Origin of the sequence: Paraburkholderia sp. (assembly GCF_035948235.1) — a bacterium.
Lineage (GTDB): Bacteria > Pseudomonadota > Gammaproteobacteria > Burkholderiales > Burkholderiaceae > Paraburkholderia.
In genome coordinates this window covers 1-25,626 of record NZ_DASZJJ010000107.1, presented here as the reverse complement: position 1 = coordinate 25,626, position 25,626 = coordinate 1, and the positions used below count along the sequence as shown (strand labels likewise).

Here is a 25,626-nt window from a genome sequence, read left to right as displayed (position 1 = left end):
GCGCAAAGCAGCGTGACGCTGTACGGCATCGTCGATGCTTCGTTGCTCTACACCAGCCACACGATGAATATGTCGACGGGCCAGAACGAGGGTCATCAGTTTTCGTTCACCGACAGCGGCATGACGGGATCGAGCTTCGGCATGCGCGGCGCCGAGGATCTGGGCGGCGGACTGCGCGCGGTCTTCACCCTCGAAAGCGGCATCAGCGTGGCAAACGGCGCGTTCAACAATTCGAACGGCAATATGTTCGGCCGCCAGGCGTGGGTGGGGATCGACAGCCCCTACGGCTCGATGAAGGCTGGTCTGCAATATTCGCCGTTCTTCCTGTCGCTCTACGACACCGACCCGCGCGGCATGTCGTATTTCGGCAGCGGCCTTGTGAGCTACGTGAACAACGTCTACGTCACCGGCCTCTTCAACAGCAATTCGCTCACCTATACCTCGCCGGAAATCTACGGCATCCAGGCAGCGGGCATGATCGCACTGGGCGGCTCGGCGGGCGACTTCCAGGCGGGCCGGCAGTATTCCGCCAGCCTGCGTTATCACCTGGGCGGCCTCACGCTCACCGGCGCGCTCTACAACGGCAACTCAGGCGGCAGCGCGGCGACCACGCCAATTCCCAGCACCGTCGAATTCGTGGGCCGCACGCTCGGCGCGACGTATCGCTTCGAAAACAGCCTGACCGTTTCGGCCTCCTATGCGCTTTACAAGGTCGCGGGATCGTTCGACAACAGCGTTTATTCGGGCGGCTTCAGCTATTTCGTCACGCCTTACCTCGACGTCAATGCGGGCGTCTGGTACACACGCGACGGCAACAACGGCGCGAACCACTCGATCATGACCTCGGGCGGCGTGCAGTTCTTCCTCTCGAAGCGCACAACGATCTATGGCCAGGTGGGCTACGTGAACAACCACGGCCGCATGGATACGGGTCTGTCGATTAACAACGCGCTTTACGAGGTGAACGGTTCGACGGTAGGCGCGAGCCTCGGTATCCGCCATATGTTCTGAGCGCGGCTTGCTCCCATTTGCGCGTGTTTGCAATGCTGTGATGGGCGGCCCGCCTGCAAGCGGGCCGCATCATCGCGGCACCTAAACCTTCATGCCGGGCAGATTCAGCGAGGCGGTGTTGCCGCCGTCCACGGGCAGCGCCTGGCCGGTGACGTAGCTGGCGTCGTCGCTGGCGAGAAAGGCGATGACCGCGGCCACCTCTTCCGGGCGGCCCGGCCGGCGCAATTCGCAGCGATAGCCTAGCCGGTCGGTTTTATTCAACTCGCGTGCGCGTTCGAATATGGGGGCCGTCATGCCCGTTTCGATGAGGCCGGGACACACGGCGTTCACGCGGATCTGCGCAGGCGCGAGATCGCAGGCGCTCGTCATCGTGAGGTTGATGACGGCCGCCTTGGATGCGCTGTACGCATTGCCGCCCGCACCCGAACGCACGCCCGCCACGGAAGCCACATTGACGATCGCCCCCTGGCCGCGCGCGATCATGGCCTGCGCGGCCCATTTGGTGAAATGCACCACGCCCATCAGATTAACGGAGAGGATCTGCTGCCAGACCGCGGTGTCCGTTTCCGCGACGGTCGAATAATCGCCGCCGGCAATGCCCGCAACGTTGCAGAGCACGTCGATCTCGCCAAAGCGAGTGCGTACCTCGGCGACGCAGCGGGCCACGTCGTCCTCGCGCGCCACATCGACGACGCCATGCCAGACACGCGTGGCGTCGAAACCCGCCGCTACGTCCGCGAGCGCACCGGCCTGCCGGTCCACCAGCGCGACCGACGCGCCCTCGTCATAGAGCCTGCGCGCCGTTGCGCGGCCAATCCCGCTAGCCGCCCCGGTCACGATAGCGACCTTGTTGGTGAAACGCATCGTCCCTGCCCTCCTTCGCGTTGAGGATGGAGAATCAATTCTGATTAGCAGAATCTGTGACTGCATTGCAGAACTTATCGACATGCAACCCGTGCGTCAAGGCAGTCAATCGCCCCCAAATTGGCCCCGCTGCACCGCAATATTCATGTGAAGCAGCTAAAAATTGCGCAATTAAAGATTTGCGAACGATCGTCCGGTATTTTCCCCAGGATGACTGCACTGCAGAATTCATTGCCCAATTGACCCTGGCCAGACTTGGATGTCCACGGCCAGTCCTCGCAGCAACCGCATGATCGAAACGCCTGCCGCCACGCCGGAACTCCGGCCCGCAGCAGTTCAATCTCCGGCCTTCGCCTGCCTTGCCGCCACGCGCGGTCATTGACGCAGAGGGCCCGTGTTAGGGAGGTCACGGTGGATCTGTTTTTGCAGCAGGTACTCAACGGTTTGACGCTTGGAGGCATCTACAGCCTCGTCGCGCTCGGCCTCACGCTGGTGTACGGGATCATGGCCGTGCCCAATTTCGCGCACGGCGCGTTCTACATGGTCGGCGCTTTCGCCGCGTTCTATCTCACGTCGCGCTTTGGGCTGGGGTACTGGAGCGCGATGGCCGCCGCCGCTGTGTGCGTGGCGGTGCTGGCCGTGCTCGCCGAACGCCTGGTGTTTCATCCGCTGCGCAACGCCCCCGAACTCGCGCCGATGATCGCTGCCATCGGCCTGATGCTGTTTCTCGAAGCCGCCGCGCAGGCGCTCTGGGGCACCGACTTTCACCGCATGTCGCCGCCGTGGCCGGGCGTGCTCGAATGGAGCGGCGTGATTGCGCCGATCCAGCGTCTGCTCATCATCGCCGCGGCGTTCGGTCTGGTGCTCGCGCTGCAACTGTTCCTGCATCACACGGTGGCAGGCTCGACCATTCTCGCCGTCGCCCAAAACCGTGAAGGCGCAGCACTCATGGGCATCGATCCGCGCAAGGTGGGCATGGCGACCTTCGCGCTCTCGGGCGTGCTGGCCGCCGTGGCCGCCGCGCTCTATGCGCCCATCAATCTGGTCTATCCCGCAATGGGTCAGTTAGTGATCCTCAAGGCCTTCGTCATCATCATCCTGGGCGGCATGGGCAGCGTGCCGGGCGCGGTGGTGGGTGGACTCATCATCGGCGTTGCGGAAAGCTTTGGCGCGTTCTATGTCTCGCCCGACTATCAGGATCTGATCGCCTTCGTCCTGCTGGTGGCGATCCTGTCGCTGCGTCCGCAGGGGCTCTTTTCGCGGGAGATGCGCGCATCATGACCAATCCTTCAAATACTGCTGTGACGCGTCATCTCGGCTGGATCGCGCTGTTTGCCGCCGGACTCGTGCTGCCGTTTCTGGTGCGCAACGACTACTCGCTCACGGTGATGTCCACGGCTTATATCTTCGCACTCGCCACGGTCGGCCTGAATCTGCTGACTGGCTACACCGGCCAGTTCAATCTGGCGCACGGCGGCTTCATGGCGGTGGGCGCCTATACAGTGGGGATTCTCACCGTCGACTATCAGGTGCCGTTCTGGGCGGCCTTCGCGCTTGCCGGCGTGATTAGCGTGGTGCTGGGCTTCTTCGTCGGCATCGTGTCGCTGCGCCTGAAGGGCAACTACTTCGCAATCTTCACGCTCTGCGTGGGCTACATCATCTTTCTGGTGATCGAGAAGTGGGACAGCGTCACGCACGGCGTGGTGGGCATCATCGGCATCGCCGCACCGCCCGATATCGGCCCGATCTCGTTCGAAAACCCGCGTGCGCTCTACTACCTCACCTTCGCGTTTCTCGCCGTGGGCATGTGGCTGATGCATCGCATCGTGCATTCGCTGCTGGGCCACACCTTCGTGGCGATCCGCAACAGCGAGCACCTCGCCCAGGCTCTGGGTATCGATCTCATGCGCAACAAGATGCTGGCATTTCTGATCTCGACGTTCTATGCAGGCATTGCGGGCGGTCTTTACGCGGGTTTCGTGCGCTTTCTCGGGCCCGATCTCGCCAATATCAGCCACACCTTCGATATGACCATGTATGCGGTGGTGGGCGGCATCGGCACGCTGGTCGGGCCGCTGCTTGGCGCGATCGCGCTACCGTGGCTCACGCAGTCGCTGCAGTTCATGCAGGACTATCGCTTTCTCGTGTTCGGCCCCTTGCTGATCGTGCTGCTGATCTTCCTGCCGCGCGGCCTCGTGGGTCTCTACCAGAGCGCGCGCAGCCGCATTGCGCTGCGCGAAGTGGCCGCCCCCGCCGCGCGCCGCGCCACGTCGAGTGGAGACGGTCATGCTTGAAATCAGCACGCTTTCCAAACAGTTCGGAGGCCTGAAGGCCGTCACCAACGTCAGCACGAAGATCGACGAAGGCCGCGTGAACGCCATCATCGGTCCCAATGGCGCGGGCAAGACCACCTTCTTCAATCTCATCAGCGGCATGTACCGGCCGAGCGCGGGCACGATTCGCCTGCGCGGCCAGGACGTGACGGGCCTCAGAGCCGATCAGATGGCGCGTCTGGGCGTGGCGCGCACTTTCCAGGCCACGGCGCTGTTCGAGACGGCATCGGTGCTGGAAAACCTGATCGTCGGCCACCGCCTGCGCACGCGCTCGAATCTGTGGGACGCCTTGCTACGCACTTCGCGCTGCAAAACGGAAGAACGCACCTGCCGCGACAAGGCGCGCGAAGCCCTCGATTTCGTGGGACTCGCGCATCTGGAAGCGCGGCCCGCGGGCGGCATCACGCAGGAAGAGCGCAAGCGCGTGGCGATTGCACTGGCACTGGCGACCGATCCCACGCTGCTGCTGCTCGACGAACCCGCAGGCGGCGTGAACCCCGAAGAAACCGATGGCCTCGCCGCCCTGATCCGCAAGATCGCCCGGCGCGGCATGACGGTTTGTCTCGTCGAACACAAGATGAGCATGATCATGAATCTCGCGGACAAGATCATGGTGCTCGATCACGGCGAGAAAATCGCCGAAGGCACGCCCGACGAGATCCGCAAAAACCAGGCAGTAATCGACGCCTATCTCGGGAGCGAACATGCTGACGTTCAATGACGTAAGCCTCGATTACGGCAGCTTTCGCGCGCTGCACGGCATCACGCTGCGCGCCGACGAAGGCGAGCTGGTCGTGCTGCTGGGCGCGAACGGCGCGGGCAAGAGCTCGATCTTTCGCGCAGCCAGCGCGCTCACGCGCGCAAGCGCGGGGCAGATCAAACTGAAGAACGTCGATCTGGTCGGCAAGCGCCCCGCCGATGTCGTGCGTGCGGGCGTGATCCACTGCCCCGAGGGCCGCAAGCTGTTCCCGGCAATGTCGGTCCTCAAGAACCTGATGCTGGGCGCGTACGCACACCGGCGCGACCGCGCCGGCAACCGCCAGCGTCTGGACGAAGTGCTCACGCTCTTTCCCGATCTGGTCGGCCGCAAGGACGATCCCGCCGGGTCGCTGAGTGGCGGCCAGCAGCAGATGGTGGCGATCGGCCGCGCGCTCATGAGCCGCCCACGCGTGCTGCTGCTCGACGAGCCATCGCTGGGCCTGGCACCGCTTGTCGTCAAGCAGACTTTCGAGGTCATCCAGCGCATCAATCGCGCGGGCACCACGGTCCTGCTTGCCGAGCAAAATGCGCACGCGGCGCTCAAGATCGCGCATCGCGCCTATGTGGTGGAATCGGGCCGCATCGTGCTCGAAGGCACCTACGAGACCCTTGCCGGCAACGAAGCCGTGCGGCGCGCCTATGTCGGCGGCTGACGCGTTTGTTTCGCCACGGGCTTATCACGTGCCTGGCACGGGTTTGCCACATTCAGATCCAGCGGTACTTCACTTCATCGCTACTCCTTCGAGGATACGTTCATGATCGTCAGGAAGCTGTCTCTCGCCGTTGCCGCTACTTTTGCTGTTTCGCTGACCCTGGCCGCTCCGGCGATGGCACAGGAAACGGCCGTTCACATCGGCTATTCCGGGCCGCTTAGCGGCGGCGCCGCGAAATACGGCCAGGAGGTGCTCGAAGGCATGCAGATGGCCGTGGCCGAAATCAATCAGGCGGGGCTCGTGGTGGGCGGCAAGAAGATCAAGGTCGATGTCGTGGCGCTGGACGACCAGTACAACCCGAGCGAAACCGCCATTAATGCGCGCCGTCTTTCGCAGGAATACAACGCGAGCGTCGTGCTGGTGCCCCATTCGGGTGGATGTTACGCAGTCCAGACCATTAATCAGCAGCAAAAGCTGTTGCTGCTCGCCTACACCAGCGTGCCGCAACTGGCCGCGCGCGGCAATCCGCTCACGATCCGCATTCCGCCTGAATTCACCTCATACACGCCGGCGTTCGTGAAGTACGAGATGGACAAGTTCGGCAAGGACGCCGCCATCGCCAACACCGATACCGACTACGGCAAAGCCTGGACCGCCGCATTCAAGCCCGCGTGGCAGGCTGCGGGCGGCACCATCGTCGCCGACAATCCCATGTCGTATAACCGCTCCACCGACTTCTACAGCGGCGTAAGCCGCGTGCTGGCCTCGAAGCCCAAGGTCATCTTCGTGGGCGGCCCGTCCGAGCCGACCGGCCTCATCATCCGTCAGGCGCGCGAGCTGGGCTTCAAGGGCGGCTTCGTGGTGATGGATCAGGCCAAGCTCGACGAAGTCGCGAAGATTGCAGGCGGATATGGCGCGCTCGACGGTTCGATCGGCGTGATGCCGATTGGCGACGATCCCTCGCCCGACGCGAAATCCTTTGTCGCGCGCTTCTCAAAGACGCATGGTGGACGTCTGCCGACCCAGGAAGTCTCGCTCAACTACACGGCGGTCTGGGCGACCGTGCAGGCGATGAAAGTTGCGGGCACAACCAGCGACGCGAGTGCGATCCGCAAAGCCTACGATCAGGCGCTCAAATCGCTCTCCGCGCAGAACAATCCGCACGGGCTTTCCGGCGTCGACGCGCGCGGTGGCATCACCATGGGACGTGCTGTCGTCGCCGTGGTGGAGAGCGGCAATATCAAGGCGCTGCCCGACACGGCGATTGCCGCCTCGAAGTGAGCTTGAAGCGAAATCTGGTTTGATGAAAACGGGCCGCGATCCAGCACTGGACGCGGCCCGTATTTCATTCGCGAGGCTCCATGACGACATTCACCGCCGGGCTCGCTCAATAGGCGCGAGCCGGCTTGAATCCCTCGCGCAACTCGCGCTTGAGGACCTTGCCGATCGCACTGCGCGGCAGCGCATCGGCGATCACCACTTCGGCCAGTCGCTGCATTTTGCCGAGCCGTTCGTTGGCCCAGCCTGCCAGCGCATGAGCGTCCTCGACCGCACCGTCGCGCAGCGTGACGAAGGCCACAGGCGTTTCGCCCCAGCGTTCCGACGCAATGCCCACCACTGCCGCTTCCGCGATATCCGGATGCTTCAGTAACACCTGTTCGAGATCGCTCGGATAAACGTTGAAACCGCCCGAGATGATCATGTCCTTCTTGCGGTCCATCAGCACCAGAAAACCGTCATCGTCGAAGCGACCAATATCGCCGGTGCGGATGAAACGCTGGCCGTCGCGGTCGTGCCATTCGGCCTCTGCCGTCTTCTCGGGCTGGCGATAGTAGCCAGTCATCATGGTTGGCGAGCGGCCCACGATTTCGCCGATGCTGCCCGGCGGCAGTTCATTGCCCGCCGCGTCGATCAGGCGCATCTCGTGGCCGGCCATCACACGGCCCACGGTATGGAGTTTGTCCGGGTGATCGTCGGCGCACAGCTCGCACGACGCGCCACCTTCGGTCATGCCATAGAACTCGGTGAGACTGCCCGGCCAGCGGCGCACCACGTCGGCTTTCACGCGCGCGCTGAACGGCGCACTCGTACAGGACTTCGAAACAAAACTCGACAGATCGTAGCGGTCGAAATCCGGCTCGGTCATCAGGCGCTGATATTGCACCGGCACAAGCATGGTGTGGGTGACACGATGGTGTTGCGCCAGTTCCAGATAACGCTTCGTCTCGAACTTCGGCATCAGCACGACAGTGCCGCCCAGCGCGAGCGTGGGGAAAAAGCTCACGAGCGTGGTATTCGAATAGAGCGGCGTCGAAATCAGCGTCACGGCTTCGGGCCCGTAACCACGGTCGACGCTGCGCTGCGCGTAGGCGAAGCGCATCGCGTGCGACTGCACGATGCCCTTCGGCAAACCGGTCGTCCCCGACGAATAAATGATGTTGAAGGCCCATTGCGGCTGGATTTCGACCCGACGGGGCACGGCGCCGCGCGGTGCGAGCCAGGCGTCGATGCCCGAGGTATCGGCGGCATCGTGCTGCGCGTCCAGCCGCACACTGCGCACGCAAGGCGGCGTGGCCGCGCTTTGCAACGCTTCGCGCACATCGGCATCCAGGAACAACACGCGCGCACCGGAATTCGCGATCATGCCCGCGAGGCTGTCCGGATGCGAGGACGGCGCAAGCGGCGCGACTGCCGCGCCCGCGCGCAGCGCGCCCAGAAACACCGCCACATACCACGGCGATGCATTCGCGCAGATCGCGATCACATCTTCGGGCGCGAGGCCGTCGCGTTGCAACGCGCTCGCGCATTGGTCGATCATCGAATCGAGATCGGCGTAGCTGTAAGTCGTGCCGTTACAGACCAGGGCGGGATGATCGCCCTGCTCCACCGCCCATTTGCGGATCTGATCACCGATGCTCGCGAAAGGCACGTCGTCCGCTTGCGCAGCGAGATTCGAACTGGCGTTCATGATGTCGCGCTCCTCGCTCAAAGATAGGCCGCGAGTTCCATCTTGGCGATGGCGTTGCGATGCACCTCGTCGGGTCCATCTGCCAGGCGGATCGTGCGCGCGCTCGCATAGGCGCGCGCAAGGCCGAAATCGTCACTCACGCCGCCGCCGCCATGCGCCTGAATCGCCCAGTCGATCACCTGGCAGGCCATGGCGGGCGCGGCGACCTTGATCATGGCAATCTCCTTGCGTGCCGCCTTGTTGCCCACCTCGTCCATTTTCCAGGCGGCATGCAGCACGAGAAAGCGCGCCTGGTCGATCAGAATGCGCGCGTTGGCGATGCGCTCGCGCGTCACGCCCTGATCGGCTATCTTGCGACCGAAGGCGGTACGCTGCGTCGTGCGGCGGCACATCGCTTCGAGCGCGCGCTCGGCGCGGCCGATCAGGCGCATGCAGTGATGAATGCGGCCCGGCCCGAGCCGTCCCTGTGCGATCTCGAAGCCGCGCCCTTCACCTAGTAGCACGTTCGTCACCGGCACGCGCACGTTCTCGAACAGGACTTCGGCGTGACCATGCGGGGCATCGTCGTAACCGAATACCGGCAGATGGCGCAGCACCGTCACGCCCGGCGTGTCCAGCGGCACCAGCACCATCGACTGGCGCTGATGACGGTTCGCGCCGTCCGGATCGGTTTTACCCATGAAAATGAGGATTTTGCAGCGCGGATCGTTCGCGCCCGAGGTCCACCATTTGCGCGCATTGATGATGTAGTGATCGCCGTCCCGCTCGATGCGCGCCTCGATATTGGTTGCGTCAGACGACGCTACCGCAGGCTCCGTCATCGCAAAGGCCGAGCGAATTTTGCCGTCCAGCAGCGGCTCAAGCCATTCGCGCTTCTGCGCTTCGCTGCCATAGCGCAGCAGCGTTTCCATATTGCCCGTGTCGGGCGCCGAGCAATTGAACGGCTCCGCGCCAATCGCGGAACGCCCCATGATTTCGCACAGCGGCGCGTATTCCAGATTCGTCAGACCGCCCTGACCTTCGTGCGCGGGCAGGAACAGATTCCACAAACCGGCGGCGCGCGCCTTGTCCTTGAGCTGCTCCATCACCGGCGCAGGCTGCCACGGATTGCCGGCGCGCCGCGCCGCGTCCATCTCCGTTGCGAACTGTTGCTCCGCCGGATACACATATTGTTCCATGAACGCCGTGAGACGCGCCTGCAGTTCCTTTACCTTGCCCGAGTGTTCGAAGTTCATAGCCTTGTCCGCGTGAATTGCATGAATTGCGTGAATGGTCAGCCTGAAATCAGGTCCTTTCCGGCGCGAGCCGCGTTAGCGCATGGCATCGACTTCGCGTGCCAGCGCCCATGCCTGTTCCGCGAGCGGCCGCGTGCGCCGCCCCGTTTCGAGCGCTAGCGCATTGGACGCATTGCCCTGCAGCGCGCGCGCCATCACGCCTTGCAGGATGCCCACCAGCCGGAACATATTGAAGACGAGGTAATAGCCCCAGTCCGCTTCAGGGATCGACGTGTTGGATGCGCGCGCAACCGTCTGAAGATAACGACGCAAATAGGTCTTTTCGTCGGGGATGCCGAGCGCCGCCAGATCGAGGCCCACCAGCCCGCGACGCGCGCCCGCCTGCATGTGCCAGATCATGCAGTGATAGGCGAAATCGACGAGCGGATGGCCAAGCGTGGAAAGCTCCCAGTCCAGCACGGCGAGAATGCGCGGCTCGTGCGCATCGAAAATGACGTTGTCGAGCCGATAGTCGCCATGCACGATGCGGCGCTCATCGCCTTGCGGCATGTGCTTCGGCAACCAGTCGATCAACTGGTCGGCGGCTTCGATACGCTCGTTTTCCGAGGCGCGATACTGACGCGTCCAGCGCGTGACCTGACGCTCGATATAGTTGCCCGCGCGGCCAAAGTCGCTCAGGCCGATAGCGTCGGGATCGACCGAATGGAGTGCGGCGATCACGCGATTCATCTCGCCGTAAATCGCGCCGCGCGCCTCGCGCGTCATGTCCGGCAGCGCCGCGTCCCAGAAAATGCGGCCCTCCACGTACTCCATGAGATAGAACGGCGAGCCAATCACAGCGGCATCCTCGCAGAGCGCGTGGGCTTTCGCGACCGGTACCTCGGTCTGTGCGAGTGCGCGGATCACGCGATATTCGCGCTCCACCGCGTGCGCCGAAGGCAACAGCGCGCCTGGCGGCTTGCGGCGCAGCACATAACGCGCAGCGCCCGCGTCCAGCAGGAACGTGGGATTCGATTGGCCGCCCTTGAATTGCTCGACGCGAAGCTCGCCTGTGAATCCGTCCAGGTGCTCGCGCATCCATTGGGTCAGGCGAGCCACGTCGAAGGCGTGCGCGGGCGCGACGGGACGCGTGCCGCTAAAGCTCGACTGGAGATCGATGCTCATGGAATCGATACGCCCTCAAAAATAATTCTGCAAAGCGATCATGAATTCTGCACTGCAGAAATGCTAACGCGGAGTCTCCAGCGCTGTAAAGCGCCGATTCGATTCAAAAGATCAGGAAAAACCCCACTGGTACAGGCATGCCTGTAACGCCAGGATTTCCTCGCGTGATTCAGTCGGCATGAAGTGGGCAGCGCGCAATAGCGCGCGTCAAAGACGCGTTCCGGCTAATTTAATTCGGATGCCGAACTATTCGGCGAAAAAGAAATGGCGCGAGCAAACCACCCGCGCCCTCGTCTTTATTGACCTGCGATTGCCGCTTCCAGTTGCGCGATCATCTGCAACAGCCGCGGTTTCACTTCATCAAGGAGAAACTCCGGTGTAAGCGAAAAGGAAGGTCCGCCCACGTTGATGGCCATGACGGGCAGGCCGCCACCGGGTTCAAACGCGCGCGCGATGCCGTTCACGTCTTTCTGCCATTCGCCGAACGAACAGGTCACGCCCAGTTCCGCATGATCGCTCACGCCCTGCTCGATGCCACGCCGCACAGCCGGCCAGGCCATGTCGTCAAGCTCGCGAATCTGCTCCATCACGTCATCGCGTTCGCGTGCGGGCACGGCGGCCAGCCACGCACGCCCGATCGCGGAAGTCGCCAACGGAATGCGTGAACCCACATCGAGCGTGAGCGCCAGCGCCGCAGTGCTGCGGCAGCTTTCGATATACAGCATCGACAGCCGGTCGCGCACGCCCAGCGACACCGTGCCGCCCGAGAACTCGGAAAGCTCCTGCATCATGGGCCGCGCGAGCTTGCGCACGTCAAGTCGCGCAAGCATCGAACTGCCTAGCGCGAGACAGGCGGTGCCCAGGCGATAGCGGCCGGTGTCTTCCAGATGAATGAGGTAGCCCAGTTTCGTGAGCGTCATCGTCAGCCGCGAGACCGTCGATCGCGGCAGCTTGCAGCGCTGGGCAATCTCCTGGTTGGTCAGCGTCGTGTCGCCGCCGCGAAAGCACGCGAGGACGTCAAGCCCGCGTGCCAGCGCAGTGACAAAATGGCGATCTTCCTTGTGGGCGCTTGCTCGGGCCGGCTTCTGCGCGGTATCAGACATTGCGATAGGGGAATGGGGTGCGCGGTTCACCGCGGGCAGTTGATCCGCGGAATTATATTCTGTATCGCAAAATCGTCAGACGGCGTCAATGGGTAGGGCACCCTAAATCCGGGACAGCGTCTGACGCCGGCGCTCAGAACAACTGCCTCAAACCCACTCGCGCCACGACCTGCCGCCCGTTTGCCGACGAAGCGCCGTTCGACACATCGCCCAGCGACGCGGTCGCCGCCACGGCATTGCCCCAGGCGTCGAGCGTGGCCCCGCTGGCCTGCTGATAGCCCACGAGGCCGTAGAGCCAGGTACGTTTGCTCAGCGCGTAGAACGCGGACAGATTGAACTCGTGATACTGGGCGCTATCGGCATCGCTTACCGAACTGCGATGCGTGTAGCCGTAACCGCCCGCCACGCGCAGCGCAGCCGTGGCCTGCCAGCTCAAGGTCGCCTGCACCGTATCGAAGATAGCGCTGCCCGCGAACAGCGATCCCGCGCCCGCATCGTAGCGCGCGTTGCTCCAGTTGAGCCCGGCAGTCAGCGCGCGATAGCGATACGTCATCGCAGCGGCGAATACGTCGAGCCGCGCCGCCGATGCAAAACCTTCGTTGATCGACGACGAATAATAGCCGTCATAGATGCCGTTCCACGCGCCCCGTGCCGAATCGCTATTGGCGTGCAGATACGCGGCCGCAAGATTGAGCGGCCCGTCGCGATATGCCAGCCCGACGCTCCACGCATTGCGCGCCGCGACGCTGCCCGCCTCGCCGCCAAAGCCGTAAACCGCCTCGAACTGCAGGCCGTAGCGACGGGGGCTCGCGTACTTGATCGCGTTGTTGATGCGCGCGTTGTTATCGACGTTGTCGATATCGCCAGGATGCGCGGCCATGCCCGTGAGAAAGCTGGTGGGACCGATCGCGCCGACCATATCGACAATAGCGTCGTACTGGCGGCCCAGCGTGAGCGTACCGAGTCGTTCGTCGGCGACGCCCATCCACGACTGGCGGCCAAACAGACGGCCACTCTGCCCCGCCGCGCCCGTGCCCAGATTGAAGCCGTTTTCGAAGTCGAACAGCGCCTTGCGGCCCGCACCCAGATCTTCCGCGCCGATCAAACGCCAGCGGTCGCCGTTCCAGGTGCCACTCTGGAAGCCATAGCTCGGGCGGCCCACATAGACTGCGGGCGTGCCAGCCGCGCCCGCCGACTGCGCGACGCGCACGTTGCTGCTATAGCCAAAGCCGCCATCGACAATGCCCGACAGCGTGATGCTGCCTTGCGCGGCGGCGGCCCCCGAAAAGGCTGCCGCCGCGCCACTACATGCCGCCAGCTTTGCAAGTCTGCGTGTGCCGGTTTCAAAAGCCCTCATGCTTTTCCGGTCTGGATCGTCGCCGCCGCCGCGGCTTTCGCCATCGCACGGCGGCGGGCGCGTCGCACGAAGCCAATCGCCAGCCCGACGACGAGCAACGCCGCCACGATCATGCCAGGCACCATCAACGGTTGCAGACGCGCAAGCAGCGGACGCGGGCCGCCATTACGTGCTTCAACGACATCCTCAACCGAGACATGGACGTCGGCATTGCCATATTGCGCGAGCACGTAATTCGCAATCGAGGCGATCTGCTCGTCGTTCAGCGGCTGAACATAGGAGTCCTCGCCAAAGCCCGGCATCAGCACATGCTGGCCGCCCGCTTCGCGATCCACGCCGTAAAGCATCGCCGCGACCAGATTCGACGGATTGAGCGAACCGGTCGCCGTATTGGCCGATAGCGATGGATACGCCTGGCTCGGGCTACCCGTTCCGTCCACGCGATGGCAACTGGCGCAATAACCGCTGAAAAGCGCCGCACCGCTGGTGAGCGTGCCATTAGCGTTCGATGGCTGCATGCCGCGCAGGTCCGTTTCGACGCTCGCCGATGCACCATGCGCGAACGCAGGCTTCGTCTCGCGCGCATCGCGGATCGGCATGGTGCCGCGCAGATACACGACGATCGCGGCGAGGTCGTCATCGGAGAGATATTGCAGGCTGTTCTGCACCGCTTCGGCCATGGGCCCCGCTGCCTGATTCTTGCCGGGCGCGCGCCCTGTTTTCAGGTAGCTCACGAGTTCCGCGTCGCTCCAGGCACCGATGCCGCTCATCGCATCCGAGGTAATGTTCGGCGCGTACCACGGTCCCAGTTGCGCGCCGCCCAACGCCTGCTTCGCGTCTTCGGCCATCATGAAGTTGCGCGGCGTATGGCAGGCGCTGCAGTGCGCGAGTACATTCGCCAGATACGCGCCGTGATTCCACTGCGCGTCATGCTGCGGATCGGGCTCGAAGCGGCGCTCGCGCAGATAGAGCGTGTTCCAGAACGCCATCGACGCGCGCACGCCAAACGGGAACGGCAGTTTCGTCTGCGGCGCGGCTTGGTCCACGGGCGCCACGCCGTGCATGAAGTATGCGTAGAGCGCATGCACGTCGTCGTCGCTCAGTCCTGCGTACGAGGTATAGGGCATCGCCGGATAGAGATGCGCGCCGTCCGCACGCACGCCCTCGCGCAACGCGCGGGCGAACTGCACTTCCGTATAGCTGCCGATGCCCGCCGTTTTCGACGGCGTGATGTTGCTCGAATAGATCGTGCCCATCGGCGAGGCGATGCCGTAGCCGCCGGCAAAAGGCTTGCCGCCGTTGACCGATGTATGGCAGGCCATACAGTCTGCCGCGACGGCCAGTTGGTGGCCTTTGGCGACCAGCGCCGGATCGGCGTCGATCGTGCCAGGCGCCTGGGCGCATGCGAACTGCGCCGCGCCCATCAACAGCGCCGCAGCGAAGCCCGACTTCGTGCGCTTGAAAATTCGATCAGCAATCCTCATGACTCACCCCTTCATGCTGGCCGAGATCGAATCTGCAGCCTTGATGGCGAGCGCCGCCATCGACAGCGTGGTATTCACGACCGAGGCCGACGGCATCGCGCCACCGCCCGGCAGCCAGAGGTTATCGTGATCGTGCGCGCGGCAGTCGCCGTCGACGACCGAGTCCTTCGCGCTCGCGCCCATGATGGTGCCGCCCATGATGTGGTTGTTGGCGTTGAGCGAGGTCGTGATGTTGAATTCCACCGCATCGAACAGGCTGCCAATGTGTTCGAGTTGCTTGTGCGCGGCCTCGGCGCCCTTGCGTACGTAGTCGCCTACGTCGTAGTGAATATCCGGGCACGCAAGACCGTGCGGGTCCATCCGCGTCTTGCTCAGCGTGAGGCGGTTGTTGGGATCGGGCAGCGGTTCCAGGCTGATCGACAGATCGACGCCATAGATCGCGCGGCGGCGGATCTCTTCATCAAGTTCCTTGCCAACCAGTCCGAGCTTGAGCGCCTGCTGCGTAGCCGGTCCGACGCGCGAGATGTTGTTGAGAATCATCTTGTTCGCCGAGTACTGACCACGGAAGTCGCCGTCGCGCGGACCGACGATACAACTGCTCTGTGCGGGGCCGCGGCCGAGCCACATCGGCTCGTTCGCGAGGAAAGTGCAGTGAAAACCGGAGTGGTCCATCATGTTGCGCCCCACCTGATCCGACGAATTCGCAATGCCGATGGGATTGCGTTCGTTGGCGGCGAGCAGCAGCAGGCGCGGCGTTTCGATGCCGTTGCAGGCAAGCACGAAACGCTTGCCGCTGGCCTTATGCGACTTGTGCGCCTTGTCGTACCAATGCACCGCCGTGATGCGGTTATTCGCATCGGTGTCGATGCGATAGACGACGGATTCCGCGAGTACGTGTGCGCCCTTGTGCTCCGCGCGCTGAACGTGATGGATGCCGTTGTACATCGCGCCGATCGGGCAGATAGGCTGGCAATTGTTGTTGCCGCAACAAGTCGGACGACCATTCCACGGGCGCGTGCTGCGCGCCTGCGGAATCGGAATCGAGTGATAACCGTGGGCGTTCACGATTTCGGCGAAGCGCTTGTCGCCGTGGCCCCACGGCACCATCTCCATTGGGTACGGGCGGCTGCGCTCGGTCGGCGACTGCATCGACGGATCGTTCGGGCCGGCCACGCCCAGTTCTTCCTCGGCGCGGCAGTAGTACGGCTCGAGTTCCGCGTAGGCAATCGGCCAGTCGCGACCCACGCCATAGGTCGAATGCATGCGGAAGTCCACCGGCAGATGACGCCAGCACGAAGCGGCCCAGTGCCAGGTCGTGCCGCCCACCGTGCGCAGGTAGCCCTGCTGGAAGCTATTGCCGTCCGGGCCACTCAGGCCCACGTAGTTGTTCTTCGGGAAGTACAGCGGCGCGGGCGCGTGTTCGGACTGCGGATAAAGGCCCTGAAAATCGGAGCCGACGCGGTTGTCGAACGGCATGTTGCGCCAGTTCTCAACGGCCTGGGCGCGCTCGATACGCAGGCCGGCTTCGAGCATCAGCACGGAATGACCTTCGCTCACGAGTTGATCGGCGATCAATGCGCCGACCACGCCGGAGCCGACGATCACGACATCGGCCGTGACATCGCCATTCGCTTCAAATACGGGTGTTTTCATGTGTGGGGTGCAGGTCCGGGTGCGGACGCTCAGGCAGATCGGTGGGCGGGCGTTGCGGCTTGCGTTGCGGCGTGCTTCGGCGCATTGGCGCGGCGCGCGGCAGCAACGGCCGGCGATGCGACGTCGGCAGGCGGCGGCGCGGCGGTCCACCAGAGCGGGCCGTTCGCGCAGTAAGTGGGCGGGCTCATGCCGTCGCCGACCGTGCCGTACATGAGCGCGTTTGCGTAGGTCACCATCACGGCTTTCGTGCCGTGGCCCACGGTGCCCGTGTACCAAGCCGCGACAATGGCGAGCGCGGTGTCGCGCAGATTCGCGGTATCGGCTGCATCCGCTGCCGCGAGCAGTTGCTGCGGCGTCTGGCCGGGCCCGATGCGCTGCGCCAGCGCGGCGGCGCGCGCCGCGAAGCCACGGTCGGCGCTGCTGAGCGCGTTGAAGAGTCGCGTGCCGATGCCGGCGTCCAGGTTGCGGTGCCCGGTGAGCGCCTGCGAGACCGTCATGAAATCCTGGGCGTTGAAGGGTGCGCCCGCGAAGGCGCTCGGCGCAACCGCGAGAAAGCCGGCGTGCGTCAGTGCCGCCACCAGCGTTTTGAGCACAGTGCGACGCCTGGCGCTAGGAGGTGCATGCTGCGCGTCGCGCGCCGCGTCACCGGTGTGCTGCGGGTTGATCTTTTGCATTTTTTTGAATGGTTACGCGGCTCTGCGCACATGGCCCGACGCCAGGCGACACTGCCCCAACAAGCCCTCGACCACGCCCGACATCCATCCGACCGGACACTTGACGGTCGAAGCGGTGCGACGATCTGAAGCGGCGCGATTATGGAACCGGTTCCATAGAATCGTCAAGCACAGAACAATTGCGAAATTTGCAATAAATCTCCACGTGGAGAGATTTAATGGGGATAGATCGACAAAACCCCCGCAAGCGCGAGCGCGCTGCAGAAATGAAAAACGGCGGCCTGAAGAGCCGCCGTCGTACTACGCGAAACCGCAAAGCCTGCGTGGAATCTATGCGTCGTTGAGATCGTCGAGATTGCGGCCGCGTGTTTCGGGAATATGGAATGTCGTGAGCACTCCGACAAAACTCAGGACTGCAACATAACTCGCAAGCGGAATCCACGCGAGGACGGTGCCGTGTCCCGCCCCCCAATGCGTGGTGGCCCACGCGATGATCGACGCCCCCACCAGCGGCGCGATGCCGCCCGCCACCACCGCCGACAACTCGCGCCCCACCGCCACGCCCGCATAGCGATGCTGTGCGCCGAACAGTTCCGGCAGCAGCGCGCCTTGCGTGGCGAACATGCCCCACACGCCAGCCAGCGTTACGCACAGCATGACGATGCTGGCCGTGGCGTTACCAAGACTCAGTACCCACCAGGTGGGAAACGCCAGGAGAAGCTGATAGACCGCAAAAATACGGTACGTACGCACGCGCCCGATACGATCGCTAAGCAGTCCTGCAAGTGGAATTACGATCGCGCCGGATGCTCCGGCGAACAGCAATGCGAGCGGCCCGATCTGCCCTTTCAAGCCCGTTGCCGTGGCGATATAGCTGATCGCAAGCGACTGGTAGATCGACGATCCGCCGTTCTCGGCCATGCGCAGGCCGATCACCTTCAGCACGGTGGGTTTCGAGGTGCGCAGCAGGTGGCGCAGCGGGCTTTCGTTCACCTGCTTACGCGCCTCGAGCCGCGCAAACGACGGCGACTCACGCAGCCGCAGCCGGATCCACACGGCCACGGCAATGATGACCGCACTCAGCAGGAAGGGCACGCGCCAGAGCGGCGTCTGCGAAATATCTTCGACCCGCACGAGCGCGAAGTAGATCGCCGCGGCCATTACGGTGCCCAGCAGCACGCCCATGAACGGCAGCGCCGCGAAATAGCCGCGCCGTTGCGGCGGCGCGAATTCGGCCATCAGCACGGCGGCGCCGGCCTGTTCCGCGCCCGCGCCCAGCCCCTGCAGCAGGCGGCAGCCCACCAGCAGAACCGGCGCCCAGATGCCCACGCTCGCGTAGGTCGGCAGCACGCCGATCAGCGTGCTCGCGACGCCCATCAGCAGAATGGTGGCCATCAGCACGAACTTGCGTCCATAGCGGTCGCCCAGCGCGCCGAACACGATGCCGCCCACGGGCCGGATTGCGAAGCCGATGAAATACGCGCCGAAGCTTGCGATCAAGCCCAATGCGGGGTCGCTCGACGGAAAGAACAACGGGCCGAAGATCAGCGCGGAAGCGAGGTTGTAGAGCGCGAAGTCGTAGTACTCCAGCGCGCTGCCGATCGAAGCCGCCCACGCCGCGCGGTAAAGATCCGCGGATGTCACCTTGCTCTGCGCGGCGTCCGCGCCGCTGCGTTCGCTGTTGCGTTCATCGGCGCGCGGCACTGCACCGCTCATGGCAATCGATTGCTGCTTCATGTCGTCTCCTTCCATTTCAACTCCTGTGCATGCAGGCGGCGCCGCGATCGGCTTGCCCCTCCGGCGCCCGTCTGACGCGGGCTGCCGGATGCGTGGACCGGCTACGCGGCGTTGCGCGTCACGCGCTCGATCTCGTCGAGCAACGCCGTACGCATGGCCTCGAACGGCGCGGGCCGATCCGTGTAAAGCTCGATCTGCCCGCAGAATTGATGCAGCAGCATGCGCGTGCCATCGACGGTGGCGCAGCCCGCTTCGTCGGCGTCGCGAATCAGGCGGGTACGCACCGGCAAAAACGCCGCGTCCATCACGAACAGATGGGAGGCCAACTGATGCGGCGTCAGTGGACTCGCATTGGGCGCACGAAAACCCGCCGCCGTGGCGTTGACCACACCGTCAAAAGCTTGCGGGTCGAAGTCCGCCAGCGACCCGCCAAAGCGCAGTCCGAAATCCTCGGCCAGCGAGCGGCCGCGTTCCGCCGTGCGATTGAATACGGTCACGCTCGCACCGGCGCGACGCGCGCCCCAGGCGATCGCGCGTGCTGCGCCGCCCGCCCCCAGCAGGGCGATCCGCTTGCCCGGCAAGGTGGTCACTTCTTCGAGTGCACGCACCGCGCCCACGCAATCGGTGTTGTAACCGGTCAGCACTCCGGATCGATTGTCGATCGTATTCACCGCGCCGATTTCACGCGCCGTTTCGTCGAGCGCGTCCAGATACGGAATCACCGCCTGCTTGTGCGGCATCGTCACATTCATGCCGCGAATGCCGAGGGTGCGGATGGCCTGCACCGCCAGCGGCGCATCTTCGACGCCAAAGCTCACGAAGGTGTAGTCAAGCTCCAGTTCGCGATAGGCGGCGTTGTGCACCTTGACGTTGAAGGTGAATGGCTGGCCAGCGAGCGAGCCGCAGAGTGTGGGTATCGAATGAGGCATGATCGACAGTATGAGATTCGGAATGGCTAGAGATTAGTTTTATTGATTATTGTTTTTCGCTTGTTTACCGTGGCGTCGTGCGCAGCGAGGACGGTCCACCCTTGATTTCGATGCGCTTGCCCGTATCGCGCAAGTGACCGCCGTTGACTGCGTAAAGCGCCAGTTGATGCTCGACGTTGAACTGCACGATCAGATATTTGCTGTCTGCGGTGAACACGATGCCTTGCGCCGCCTCGCCACCCGGCGCTTCTGAAACCTGATGCGCCACGCCGTTGCGGATCTCGAACAGCACGACCTTGCCGCGCGCATGACGGCCAGGATTGTCGGGCGTGAGGTTCGAACCATCCATCGCCTGCACGCCGATCCAGCGGCCATCGGGCGAAATGGCCACGCCTTCGGGCAGCGACGGCACAGTGAGATGCTGCACCGCGCGGAAGGGCTCGTGCGAGACGTCGATAAGCGTGATCGCGTCCGCGTCGCCCGCCAGCTTGCCGCTGTAGTTGGGCAAACCCGCCAGGCCCACGTCGCTCACCACGGCCCACTTGCCGTCGCTCGATACGTCGATGGTGTACGGCGCCACGCCCGATGAAAGACGCGCGCCCGTGTCGCTCACATGGCCGTCGTTCACGTCCAGCACGGCCACGCCCTGCTCGTCGCGCAGCGACACCAGCGCATGGCGCCCGTCGTGGGTGAAACTCACGCCCGCAAGACGCTTTTCTCCGAGCTTGAGCCAGTCGGCGATCTTGACGCTGTTGCCGTCGATCTGCACCACGGCCACGCGGCCATCCACGCCGGTCACGAGCGCCAGACGCCCGCTGCGATCGATCGCGATGCCCTGCGGGTGCGTGCCCAGATCGACTCGCGTAACAGCGGGCGGCGTGGCGCGCAGATCGACCACTTGCAGGAAGGGGTCCATGATGAGCTTTTTCGCCGCTTCGTCGTAGCGCGTGGGCGCGGCCACCAGGGCGAGCGCGCCGTCGGGCGTCACGGCCACGGCCTGCGGCGGACCCTGAATGCCGTTTTCGACTTCCACCGTCGCCTTGACCTGCGGCGGGAAATGGCTGGCGTCGAGCAGCGTGAGCGTATCGGGCGGCGGATTCGTGAGGTAGGTATCGCGCCCTTCCACACGCTGATATTTGCCGTCGTTGCCGGAGACGATCCAGTCGGCCGCCTGTGCGGCAGGCACTGCCGCGCCCAGCGTCAACGCGAACGTAAGGCCCGCGAGCACGCGCCGCGATGTCGAGGGAAGGGATGTGTGTGACTTCATGGATAGATCCTTGATTGCAGGGGCGCGTTACACCACGCTCGTGAGTCCGCCGTCGACGAAAAGCGTCTGCCCGTTCACGAAGTTCGACGCGTCGGAGGCGAGAAACACGGCGGCTCCGCACAACTCTTCGACGCGGCCCCAGCGGCCCGCAGGCGTGCGCTTGCATAGCCATGCGCTGAACTCGGGGTCGTCCACGAGCGCGCGGTTGAGGTCGGTCGCGAAGTAGCCCGGCGCCAGCGCATTGATCTGGAGGCCGTGACTTGCCCAGTCGGCGCACATGCCTTGCGTGAGCATGCGCAGCGCACCCTTGGAGGCGGCGTAAGGCGCGATGGTGGGCCGCGCCAGCGCGCTTTGCACCGAACTGATATTGATGATCTTGCCGCGCCCGCGCGCGAGCATATGACGCGCAACGGCCTGCGAAACGTGGAAAACGCCGTCCAGATTCACGCGCATCAATTCGTTCCAGTCACTCGCGGCAAACTGGTCGAGCGGCGCGCGTCGCTGGATACCGGCGTTGTTCACGAGAATATCGATGGGGCCCAGATTGGCCTCGACGGCATCGACGGCGCGCGTGACGGCGTCGGCATCGGCCACGTCGAAGACGGCGATATCGGCTTCGAAGCCTTCGTCGCGCAAACGGGCCGCGACCTCGGTGGCCTGTGCTTGATTGCGTCCATTGATCACCAGGGCGGCGCCAGCACGCGCCAGGCCACCCGCGAGGGCCAGCCCAATGCCACGCCCAGAGCCCGTCACCAGGGCGCGGCGGCCGTGCAGGCCAAACAGGCGGAGTGTCTCGTTCGTCATTGTCGTGTGCGTCGCGGGGCTGCCGGGCGGGCCGACTTCAGACCGTGGCCGCTACCGCCAGCCTCGCGTGGCGCGTGGCTTCGGTGTATTCCTCTGGAGTTGACCGCATTCTGCGCGCTTGCGCCAATAGTCTTTCATGACCTTGTTATCATGAAGCGTGATAACCGAGCCACACTCCGCGAGAAAGATCATGGAACTCAAACACCTGCGCGCCTTCGTAGCGCTCGCGGAAGAACTGCATTTCGGCCGCGCCGCCGAGCGTCTGTGCATCGTGCAACCCGCGCTGAGCATGCAGATCAAGGCGCTCGAAGAGGATCTGGGCGTGCGGCTGTTCGAACGCGATCGCCATCGGGTGGCTTTGAGCGAAACGGGCGTGGTGTTTCTTCCCGAGGCGCGCGCGACGCTCCATCAAGCAGCGCGCGCGGAACAGACCGCACGGCTTTCGGCGCGCGGCGAGATCGGTACACTGCGCGTGGCCTTCGTGTCGTCGGTGTTGCCGCGCCTGCTGCCCGAACTGATGCGGCGCATGCACGCGCGCTACCCCATGATTGCGCTCGAACTCAAGGACATGCCCACACCCACGCAGATCGCGGCGCTGCACGACGGCAAGCTCGATTTCGGCCTGATCCGCCTGCCGGTGAGTGGTGCGGGCGTGGAGATCCGCGTCGTCATGGAAGAGAGCTTCGTGGTCGCCGTGCCCGAAGATCACGCGCTCGCACGCAAGACGCAGATTCGCCCCGCCGATCTGCGCGGACATCCCGCTTTGGTGCTCGCGCGCCGCTACGCGCCGGGCATGTATGACGAAATGCTGGTGGCGTTGCGCCAGCAACGCGTCTCGCTGGAGATCGCAGCGGAACTGGGCGAATACACCACCATGCTCGCGCTGATTTCGGCGGGACTCGGTATCGGCGTGATTCCGCAGCATGCGGCCATGGCGTTGCCGCCCAAGGTCATCGCGCGGCCGCTGGATCTGCGCGACCATCGCACCGGCATCGGACTCGCGTGGCGCGATCTCGACACGCCGGCCAAGCGCATTTTTGCGGAAGTGATGGAAGATTGCGCGAAGGAGATACAAGCGGCGGATGATTGCGCAACGTCATAGGGCGTGGCGTAATATGAACGCCCATGGCCGATCGCGCCACACCCGCCACGCTTGACGGAGACTGTTTTGTCCCAGCCGAAACTCGAACTCTACGCCGACGCACAATACGCCAGCCCTTATGCGATGTCCGTATTTGTGGCACTGCATGAGAAGTCGCTGCCCTTCACGCTGCATACCGTCGATCTGGGCAAGCAGGCCAACCGCGCGGCGGACTTCGCCGCGACGTCGCTCACGCAGCGCGTGCCCACGCTGATCCACGACGGCTTCGCGCTGTCCGAATCGTCGGCGATCACGGAGTATCTCGACGAAGCGTTCCCCGAGCCCGCGCTCTACCCCGAAGACCGGCGCGAGCGTGCGCGCGCACGTCAGGTGCAGGCATGGCTGCGCAGCGACCTGATGCCGATCCGTATCGAGCGCTCGACCGAAGTGGTGTTCTATGGCCCCACTGACGCGCCGCTTTCGCCTGCCGCGCAGGACGCCGCGCGCAAGCTTTTTGCCGCATCCGAAGCGCTGCTGTCACACGGCCAGCCGAACCTGTTTGGCGCGTGGTGCATTGCCGATCTCGACCTCGCGCTGATGCTCAACCGCCTCGCGCTCAATGGGGATGCAGTGCCGCCCCTGCTGGCCGACTACGCGCGTTATCAGTGGCAGCGCCCCACCGTGCAGCGTTGGCTGGCGCTACAGCGCCCGCCGCTCTAATGCTTAGATAGCCGCAGCGCCCGGTGCGAATGCGTCGAGCGTCGCGCCCTCGCCTCCCAGCGTCGCGCGAATTTTCGTGACCGCGCCTTGCGGACGCAGCCGGAAGGTCGCAACGGCGTCTGCCATCAGGTTCGCCTGCTGTTCGAGCGAACCGGCCGCTGCCGCCGCCTGCTCAACGAGCGCCGCATTCTGCTGCGTGACCTGATCCATCTGGCTCACCGCCTGCTCGACCTGCTCGATGCCGGCGCTTTGTTCGACCGTTGCGGACGCAATCTCTTTCATCAAGCCCGAGACCTTCTCGATCGACTGGACGATTTCGGCCATCGTCTCGCCCGCTTCGCTCACGCGCGCGCGGCCCCCGCGTACATCCTTCACCGAGGCGTCGATCAACGACTTGATCTCGCGCGCCGCCGCCGCGCTGCGTTGCGCGAGCATGCGCACCTCGCCCGCCACGACTGCGAAGCCGCGCCCTTGCTCGCCCGCGCGCGCCGCCTCCACCGAGGCATTGAGCGCAAGAATATTGGTCTGGAACGCAATGCCGTCGATGATGCCGGTGATATCCGCGATCTTGCCCGAGCTGCGCGTGATGGCCTCCATCGTCTCCACGGCCTCTTCCACCACACGCCCGCCGCGCTGCGCCACATCGGCGGCGCCCGCTGCCAGCGCGCTCGCCTGGTTGGCGTGATCGGCGTTCTGGCGCACCGTGGCGGTCAGTTGCTCGGTGCTCGCCGCGGTCTGTTCGAGCGAGGCGGACTGCTGCTCGGTGCGGGCCGAGAGATCGAGATTACCGGCCGCGATTTCGCGTGCGCCCGTGTTGATCGCGTCGCAGCATGTACGCACGTTGCGCACCGTCTGCGAGAGGCCGTCCTGCATGCGGCGCATCGCGTCGAGCAACTGGCCGATCTCATTGCGACCGCCCGGCGCGATGGGCACCGCCAGATCGTTGGCGGCGATCTGGTTGAGCGCTTCGACCGCCACAGCGAGCGGCGTCGTCACGAGGCGGCGCAACGCGAGATGCGTCACGACGACCAGCGCAAGCGCACCGGCCAGGCCTATCGCCACCATCGCCATCACCCAGTCGTGCTCACGGGCGCCTTGCGCGAGCGTGGCACGAACCGTTGCGTCTGCATCGGAATGGAAGGCGGCAATATCGGCGTTCAGTTGGGCGCCCTCGTGCGCGATGTCGCCAGCGGCGAGCGTGGCGTAGGCTGCAGTGTCGCCGCGTTCGAGCGCTTGCGCCGCGCCTTGCAGGCTTGCGGCAAGAGTTGGCTGCGTATCGATCACGGCCACGCTGCGCGACGGATTCGTGCTTGCCTTGCCGGCTGCGCGAAGTGCGTCGCCTTCATGCGAAGCCTGCGCGATGAAATTGCGCGCCTCATCCAGCGCGCCGTCGCGCGCCGCCCTATCCCCCTGCTCGCCCTGCTCCTTGAGCACGGCGTAGGCGCGCGCGAGCGCTGCCTGTGCCTGCGCCGCGTCGCGGCCCAATGCATCGGCGAGCGCAGACGCGCGTGCTGCGTCATGCACGCGACGTGCCGCATCGTCGGCGCGGCCGATCATCAGCACGCCCACCGCGGCGCCCACCACGAGCATCGCCGCGAAGGTGCAGAGCACCGCCAGCAGCCCGCTTCGAATCGTCAGATTGCGCATCACATCTCCACCTTCAACGCGGCACAGCGGCATGGCCGCCGAGCCGGTTCAGCAGCACGTTGCTCTGTTCGAGCAGCGTGGCGCGATAGTCGCCCGGCAGCACGGCCTTGTCGGTACCGTCGGCGACGACCAGCGCCTCGCCGATCAGCGCGCTAAACGCATCGATGGTGCGTTCGATCTGCG

The 25,626-nt window shown here is 64.5% G+C and carries 22 protein-coding genes; 8 read left to right on the top strand and 14 right to left on the bottom strand.

The genetic code is table 11. The features are described 5' to 3' along the window. A partial coding sequence (locus VG320_RS09320) for a porin (RefSeq protein WP_327199830.1) occupies positions 1–1,011 on the top strand: 1,011 nt, incomplete at its 5' end. Between the two features lie 81 nt (positions 1,012–1,092). On the opposite strand, the gene VG320_RS09315 is transcribed toward VG320_RS09320, so the two are convergent. Continuing rightward, positions 1,093–1,875, bottom strand: a complete 783-nt coding sequence (locus tag VG320_RS09315; protein ID WP_327199829.1) for an SDR family oxidoreductase — start codon at positions 1,873–1,875, stop codon at positions 1,093–1,095. A 411-nt stretch (positions 1,876–2,286) separates the two neighbouring features. On the opposite strand from VG320_RS09315, the gene VG320_RS09310 reads away from it, so the two are divergent. The 5 genes from VG320_RS09310 (at position 2,287) to VG320_RS09290 (ending at position 6,901) form a co-directional block, all read left to right on the top strand. Next, on the top strand, positions 2,287–3,156 hold the full coding sequence (locus tag VG320_RS09310) for a branched-chain amino acid ABC transporter permease (RefSeq protein WP_327199828.1): 870 nt from the start codon (positions 2,287–2,289) through the stop codon (positions 3,154–3,156). Further along, positions 3,153–4,169 (top strand): branched-chain amino acid ABC transporter permease, encoded by a 1,017-nt coding sequence (locus tag VG320_RS09305; protein WP_327199827.1) that lies wholly within the window; start codon positions 3,153–3,155, stop codon positions 4,167–4,169. Before VG320_RS09310 ends, VG320_RS09305 begins: the two co-directional genes overlap by 4 nt. Then, the gene (locus VG320_RS09300) at positions 4,162–4,929 is read left to right on the top strand and encodes an ABC transporter ATP-binding protein (RefSeq protein ID WP_327199826.1); all 768 of its coding nucleotides are present in this window, start codon (positions 4,162–4,164) and stop codon (positions 4,927–4,929) included. The genes VG320_RS09305 and VG320_RS09300 overlap by 8 nt, the downstream gene beginning before the upstream one ends. After that, the gene (locus VG320_RS09295) at positions 4,913–5,620 is read left to right on the top strand and encodes an ABC transporter ATP-binding protein (RefSeq protein WP_327199825.1); all 708 of its coding nucleotides are present in this window, start codon (positions 4,913–4,915) and stop codon (positions 5,618–5,620) included. Before VG320_RS09300 ends, VG320_RS09295 begins: the two co-directional genes overlap by 17 nt. A 102-nt stretch (positions 5,621–5,722) precedes the next feature. Beyond that, positions 5,723–6,901 carry an ABC transporter substrate-binding protein gene (locus tag VG320_RS09290; RefSeq protein WP_327199824.1) on the top strand — a complete coding sequence of 393 codons (1,179 nt, stop codon included), beginning with the start codon at positions 5,723–5,725 and terminating at the stop codon, positions 6,899–6,901. 106 nt (positions 6,902–7,007) lie between these two features. Here the strand turns inward: VG320_RS09290 and VG320_RS09285 are convergent, their stop codons facing one another. The 12 genes from VG320_RS09285 to VG320_RS09230 all read right to left on the bottom strand — a co-directional run bounded on the left by VG320_RS09285 (position 7,008) and on the right by VG320_RS09230 (position 21,995). Further along, positions 7,008–8,588, bottom strand: coding sequence for a class I adenylate-forming enzyme family protein (locus VG320_RS09285; protein ID WP_327199823.1), 1,581 nt, complete (start codon positions 8,586–8,588; stop codon positions 7,008–7,010). 17 nt (positions 8,589–8,605) lie between these two features. Then, positions 8,606–9,823 carry an acyl-CoA dehydrogenase family protein gene (locus tag VG320_RS09280; protein WP_327199822.1) on the bottom strand — a complete coding sequence of 406 codons (1,218 nt, stop codon included), beginning with the start codon at positions 9,821–9,823 and terminating at the stop codon, positions 8,606–8,608. A 75-nt stretch (positions 9,824–9,898) separates the two neighbouring features. Beyond that, positions 9,899–10,987 (bottom strand): phosphotransferase, encoded by a 1,089-nt coding sequence (locus VG320_RS09275; protein WP_327199821.1) that lies wholly within the window; start codon positions 10,985–10,987, stop codon positions 9,899–9,901. A gap of 296 nt (positions 10,988–11,283) precedes the next feature. Continuing rightward, the gene (locus VG320_RS09270; protein ID WP_327199820.1) at positions 11,284–12,090 is read right to left on the bottom strand and encodes an IclR family transcriptional regulator; all 807 of its coding nucleotides are present in this window, start codon (positions 12,088–12,090) and stop codon (positions 11,284–11,286) included. Between the two features lie 133 nt (positions 12,091–12,223). Then, positions 12,224–13,447, bottom strand: a complete 1,224-nt coding sequence (locus tag VG320_RS09265) for a porin (RefSeq protein WP_327199819.1) — start codon at positions 13,445–13,447, stop codon at positions 12,224–12,226. Beyond that, complete coding sequence (locus tag VG320_RS09260; protein WP_327199818.1) at positions 13,444–14,931, bottom strand: cytochrome c; 1,488 nt, start codon at positions 14,929–14,931, stop codon at positions 13,444–13,446. The genes VG320_RS09265 and VG320_RS09260 overlap by 4 nt, the downstream gene beginning before the upstream one ends. Before the next feature lie 3 nt (positions 14,932–14,934). Further along, entirely contained in the window at positions 14,935–16,584 is a 1,650-nt protein-coding gene (locus VG320_RS09255; protein ID WP_327199817.1) for a GMC family oxidoreductase, read from the bottom strand. Positions 16,585–16,613: 29 nt separating this feature from the next. Continuing rightward, the gene (locus VG320_RS09250) at positions 16,614–17,258 is read right to left on the bottom strand and encodes a sugar dehydrogenase complex small subunit (RefSeq protein ID WP_327199816.1); all 645 of its coding nucleotides are present in this window, start codon (positions 17,256–17,258) and stop codon (positions 16,614–16,616) included. Positions 17,259–17,588: 330 nt separating this feature from the next. After that, a complete protein-coding gene (locus tag VG320_RS09245) occupies positions 17,589–18,995 on the bottom strand; it encodes an MFS transporter (RefSeq protein ID WP_327199815.1) in 1,407 nt (468 codons plus the stop codon). A gap of 101 nt (positions 18,996–19,096) precedes the next feature. Next, positions 19,097–19,924, bottom strand: a complete 828-nt coding sequence (locus VG320_RS09240; RefSeq protein ID WP_327199814.1) for a shikimate dehydrogenase — start codon at positions 19,922–19,924, stop codon at positions 19,097–19,099. A gap of 64 nt (positions 19,925–19,988) precedes the next feature. After that, complete coding sequence (locus VG320_RS09235) at positions 19,989–21,191, bottom strand: YncE family protein (protein WP_327199813.1); 1,203 nt, start codon at positions 21,189–21,191, stop codon at positions 19,989–19,991. Between the two features lie 27 nt (positions 21,192–21,218). Continuing rightward, positions 21,219–21,995, bottom strand: a complete 777-nt coding sequence (locus VG320_RS09230) for an SDR family oxidoreductase (RefSeq protein ID WP_327199812.1) — start codon at positions 21,993–21,995, stop codon at positions 21,219–21,221. A gap of 190 nt (positions 21,996–22,185) precedes the next feature. Between VG320_RS09230 and VG320_RS09225 the strand changes: the two genes are divergently transcribed. Together VG320_RS09225 and yfcF are read left to right on the top strand one after the other, a co-directional pair. Continuing rightward, on the top strand, positions 22,186–23,097 hold the full coding sequence (locus VG320_RS09225; protein ID WP_327199811.1) for a LysR family transcriptional regulator: 912 nt from the start codon (positions 22,186–22,188) through the stop codon (positions 23,095–23,097). A gap of 66 nt (positions 23,098–23,163) precedes the next feature. Next, a complete protein-coding gene (gene yfcF, locus VG320_RS09220; RefSeq protein ID WP_327199810.1) occupies positions 23,164–23,796 on the top strand; it encodes a glutathione transferase in 633 nt (210 codons plus the stop codon). Between the two features lie 3 nt (positions 23,797–23,799). Here yfcF and VG320_RS09215 read toward each other — a convergent pair whose 3' ends face one another. After that, complete coding sequence (locus tag VG320_RS09215; protein ID WP_327199809.1) at positions 23,800–25,443, bottom strand: methyl-accepting chemotaxis protein; 1,644 nt, start codon at positions 25,441–25,443, stop codon at positions 23,800–23,802. Positions 25,444–25,626 lie beyond the last annotated feature (183 nt).

Coding starts and splice junctions, on each gene's coding strand:
- VG320_RS09315 (WP_327199829.1), bottom strand. CDS start 1,875: ATGCGTTTCACCAACAAGGTCGCTATCGTGACCGGGGCGGCTAGCGGG.
- VG320_RS09305 (WP_327199827.1), top strand. CDS start 3,153: ATGACCAATCCTTCAAATACTGCTGTGACGCGTCATCTCGGCTGGATC.
- VG320_RS09300 (WP_327199826.1), top strand. CDS start 4,162: ATGCTTGAAATCAGCACGCTTTCCAAACAGTTCGGAGGCCTGAAGGCC.
- VG320_RS09295 (WP_327199825.1), top strand. CDS start 4,913: ATGCTGACGTTCAATGACGTAAGCCTCGATTACGGCAGCTTTCGCGCG.
- VG320_RS09290 (WP_327199824.1), top strand. CDS start 5,723: ATGATCGTCAGGAAGCTGTCTCTCGCCGTTGCCGCTACTTTTGCTGTT.
- VG320_RS09285 (WP_327199823.1), bottom strand. CDS start 8,588: ATGAACGCCAGTTCGAATCTCGCTGCGCAAGCGGACGACGTGCCTTTC.
- VG320_RS09280 (WP_327199822.1), bottom strand. CDS start 9,823: ATGAACTTCGAACACTCGGGCAAGGTAAAGGAACTGCAGGCGCGTCTC.
- VG320_RS09275 (WP_327199821.1), bottom strand. CDS start 10,987: ATGAGCATCGATCTCCAGTCGAGCTTTAGCGGCACGCGTCCCGTCGCG.
- VG320_RS09270 (WP_327199820.1), bottom strand. CDS start 12,090: ATGTCTGATACCGCGCAGAAGCCGGCCCGAGCAAGCGCCCACAAGGAA.
- VG320_RS09265 (WP_327199819.1), bottom strand. CDS start 13,447: ATGAGGGCTTTTGAAACCGGCACACGCAGACTTGCAAAGCTGGCGGCA.
- VG320_RS09260 (WP_327199818.1), bottom strand. CDS start 14,931: ATGAGGATTGCTGATCGAATTTTCAAGCGCACGAAGTCGGGCTTCGCT.
- VG320_RS09255 (WP_327199817.1), bottom strand. CDS start 16,584: ATGAAAACACCCGTATTTGAAGCGAATGGCGATGTCACGGCCGATGTC.
- VG320_RS09250 (WP_327199816.1), bottom strand. CDS start 17,258: ATGCAAAAGATCAACCCGCAGCACACCGGTGACGCGGCGCGCGACGCG.
- VG320_RS09245 (WP_327199815.1), bottom strand. CDS start 18,995: ATGAAGCAGCAATCGATTGCCATGAGCGGTGCAGTGCCGCGCGCCGAT.
- VG320_RS09240 (WP_327199814.1), bottom strand. CDS start 19,924: ATGCCTCATTCGATACCCACACTCTGCGGCTCGCTCGCTGGCCAGCCA.
- VG320_RS09235 (WP_327199813.1), bottom strand. CDS start 21,191: ATGAAGTCACACACATCCCTTCCCTCGACATCGCGGCGCGTGCTCGCG.
- VG320_RS09230 (WP_327199812.1), bottom strand. CDS start 21,995: ATGACGAACGAGACACTCCGCCTGTTTGGCCTGCACGGCCGCCGCGCC.
- VG320_RS09225 (WP_327199811.1), top strand. CDS start 22,186: ATGGAACTCAAACACCTGCGCGCCTTCGTAGCGCTCGCGGAAGAACTG.
- VG320_RS09215 (WP_327199809.1), bottom strand. CDS start 25,443: ATGCGCAATCTGACGATTCGAAGCGGGCTGCTGGCGGTGCTCTGCACC.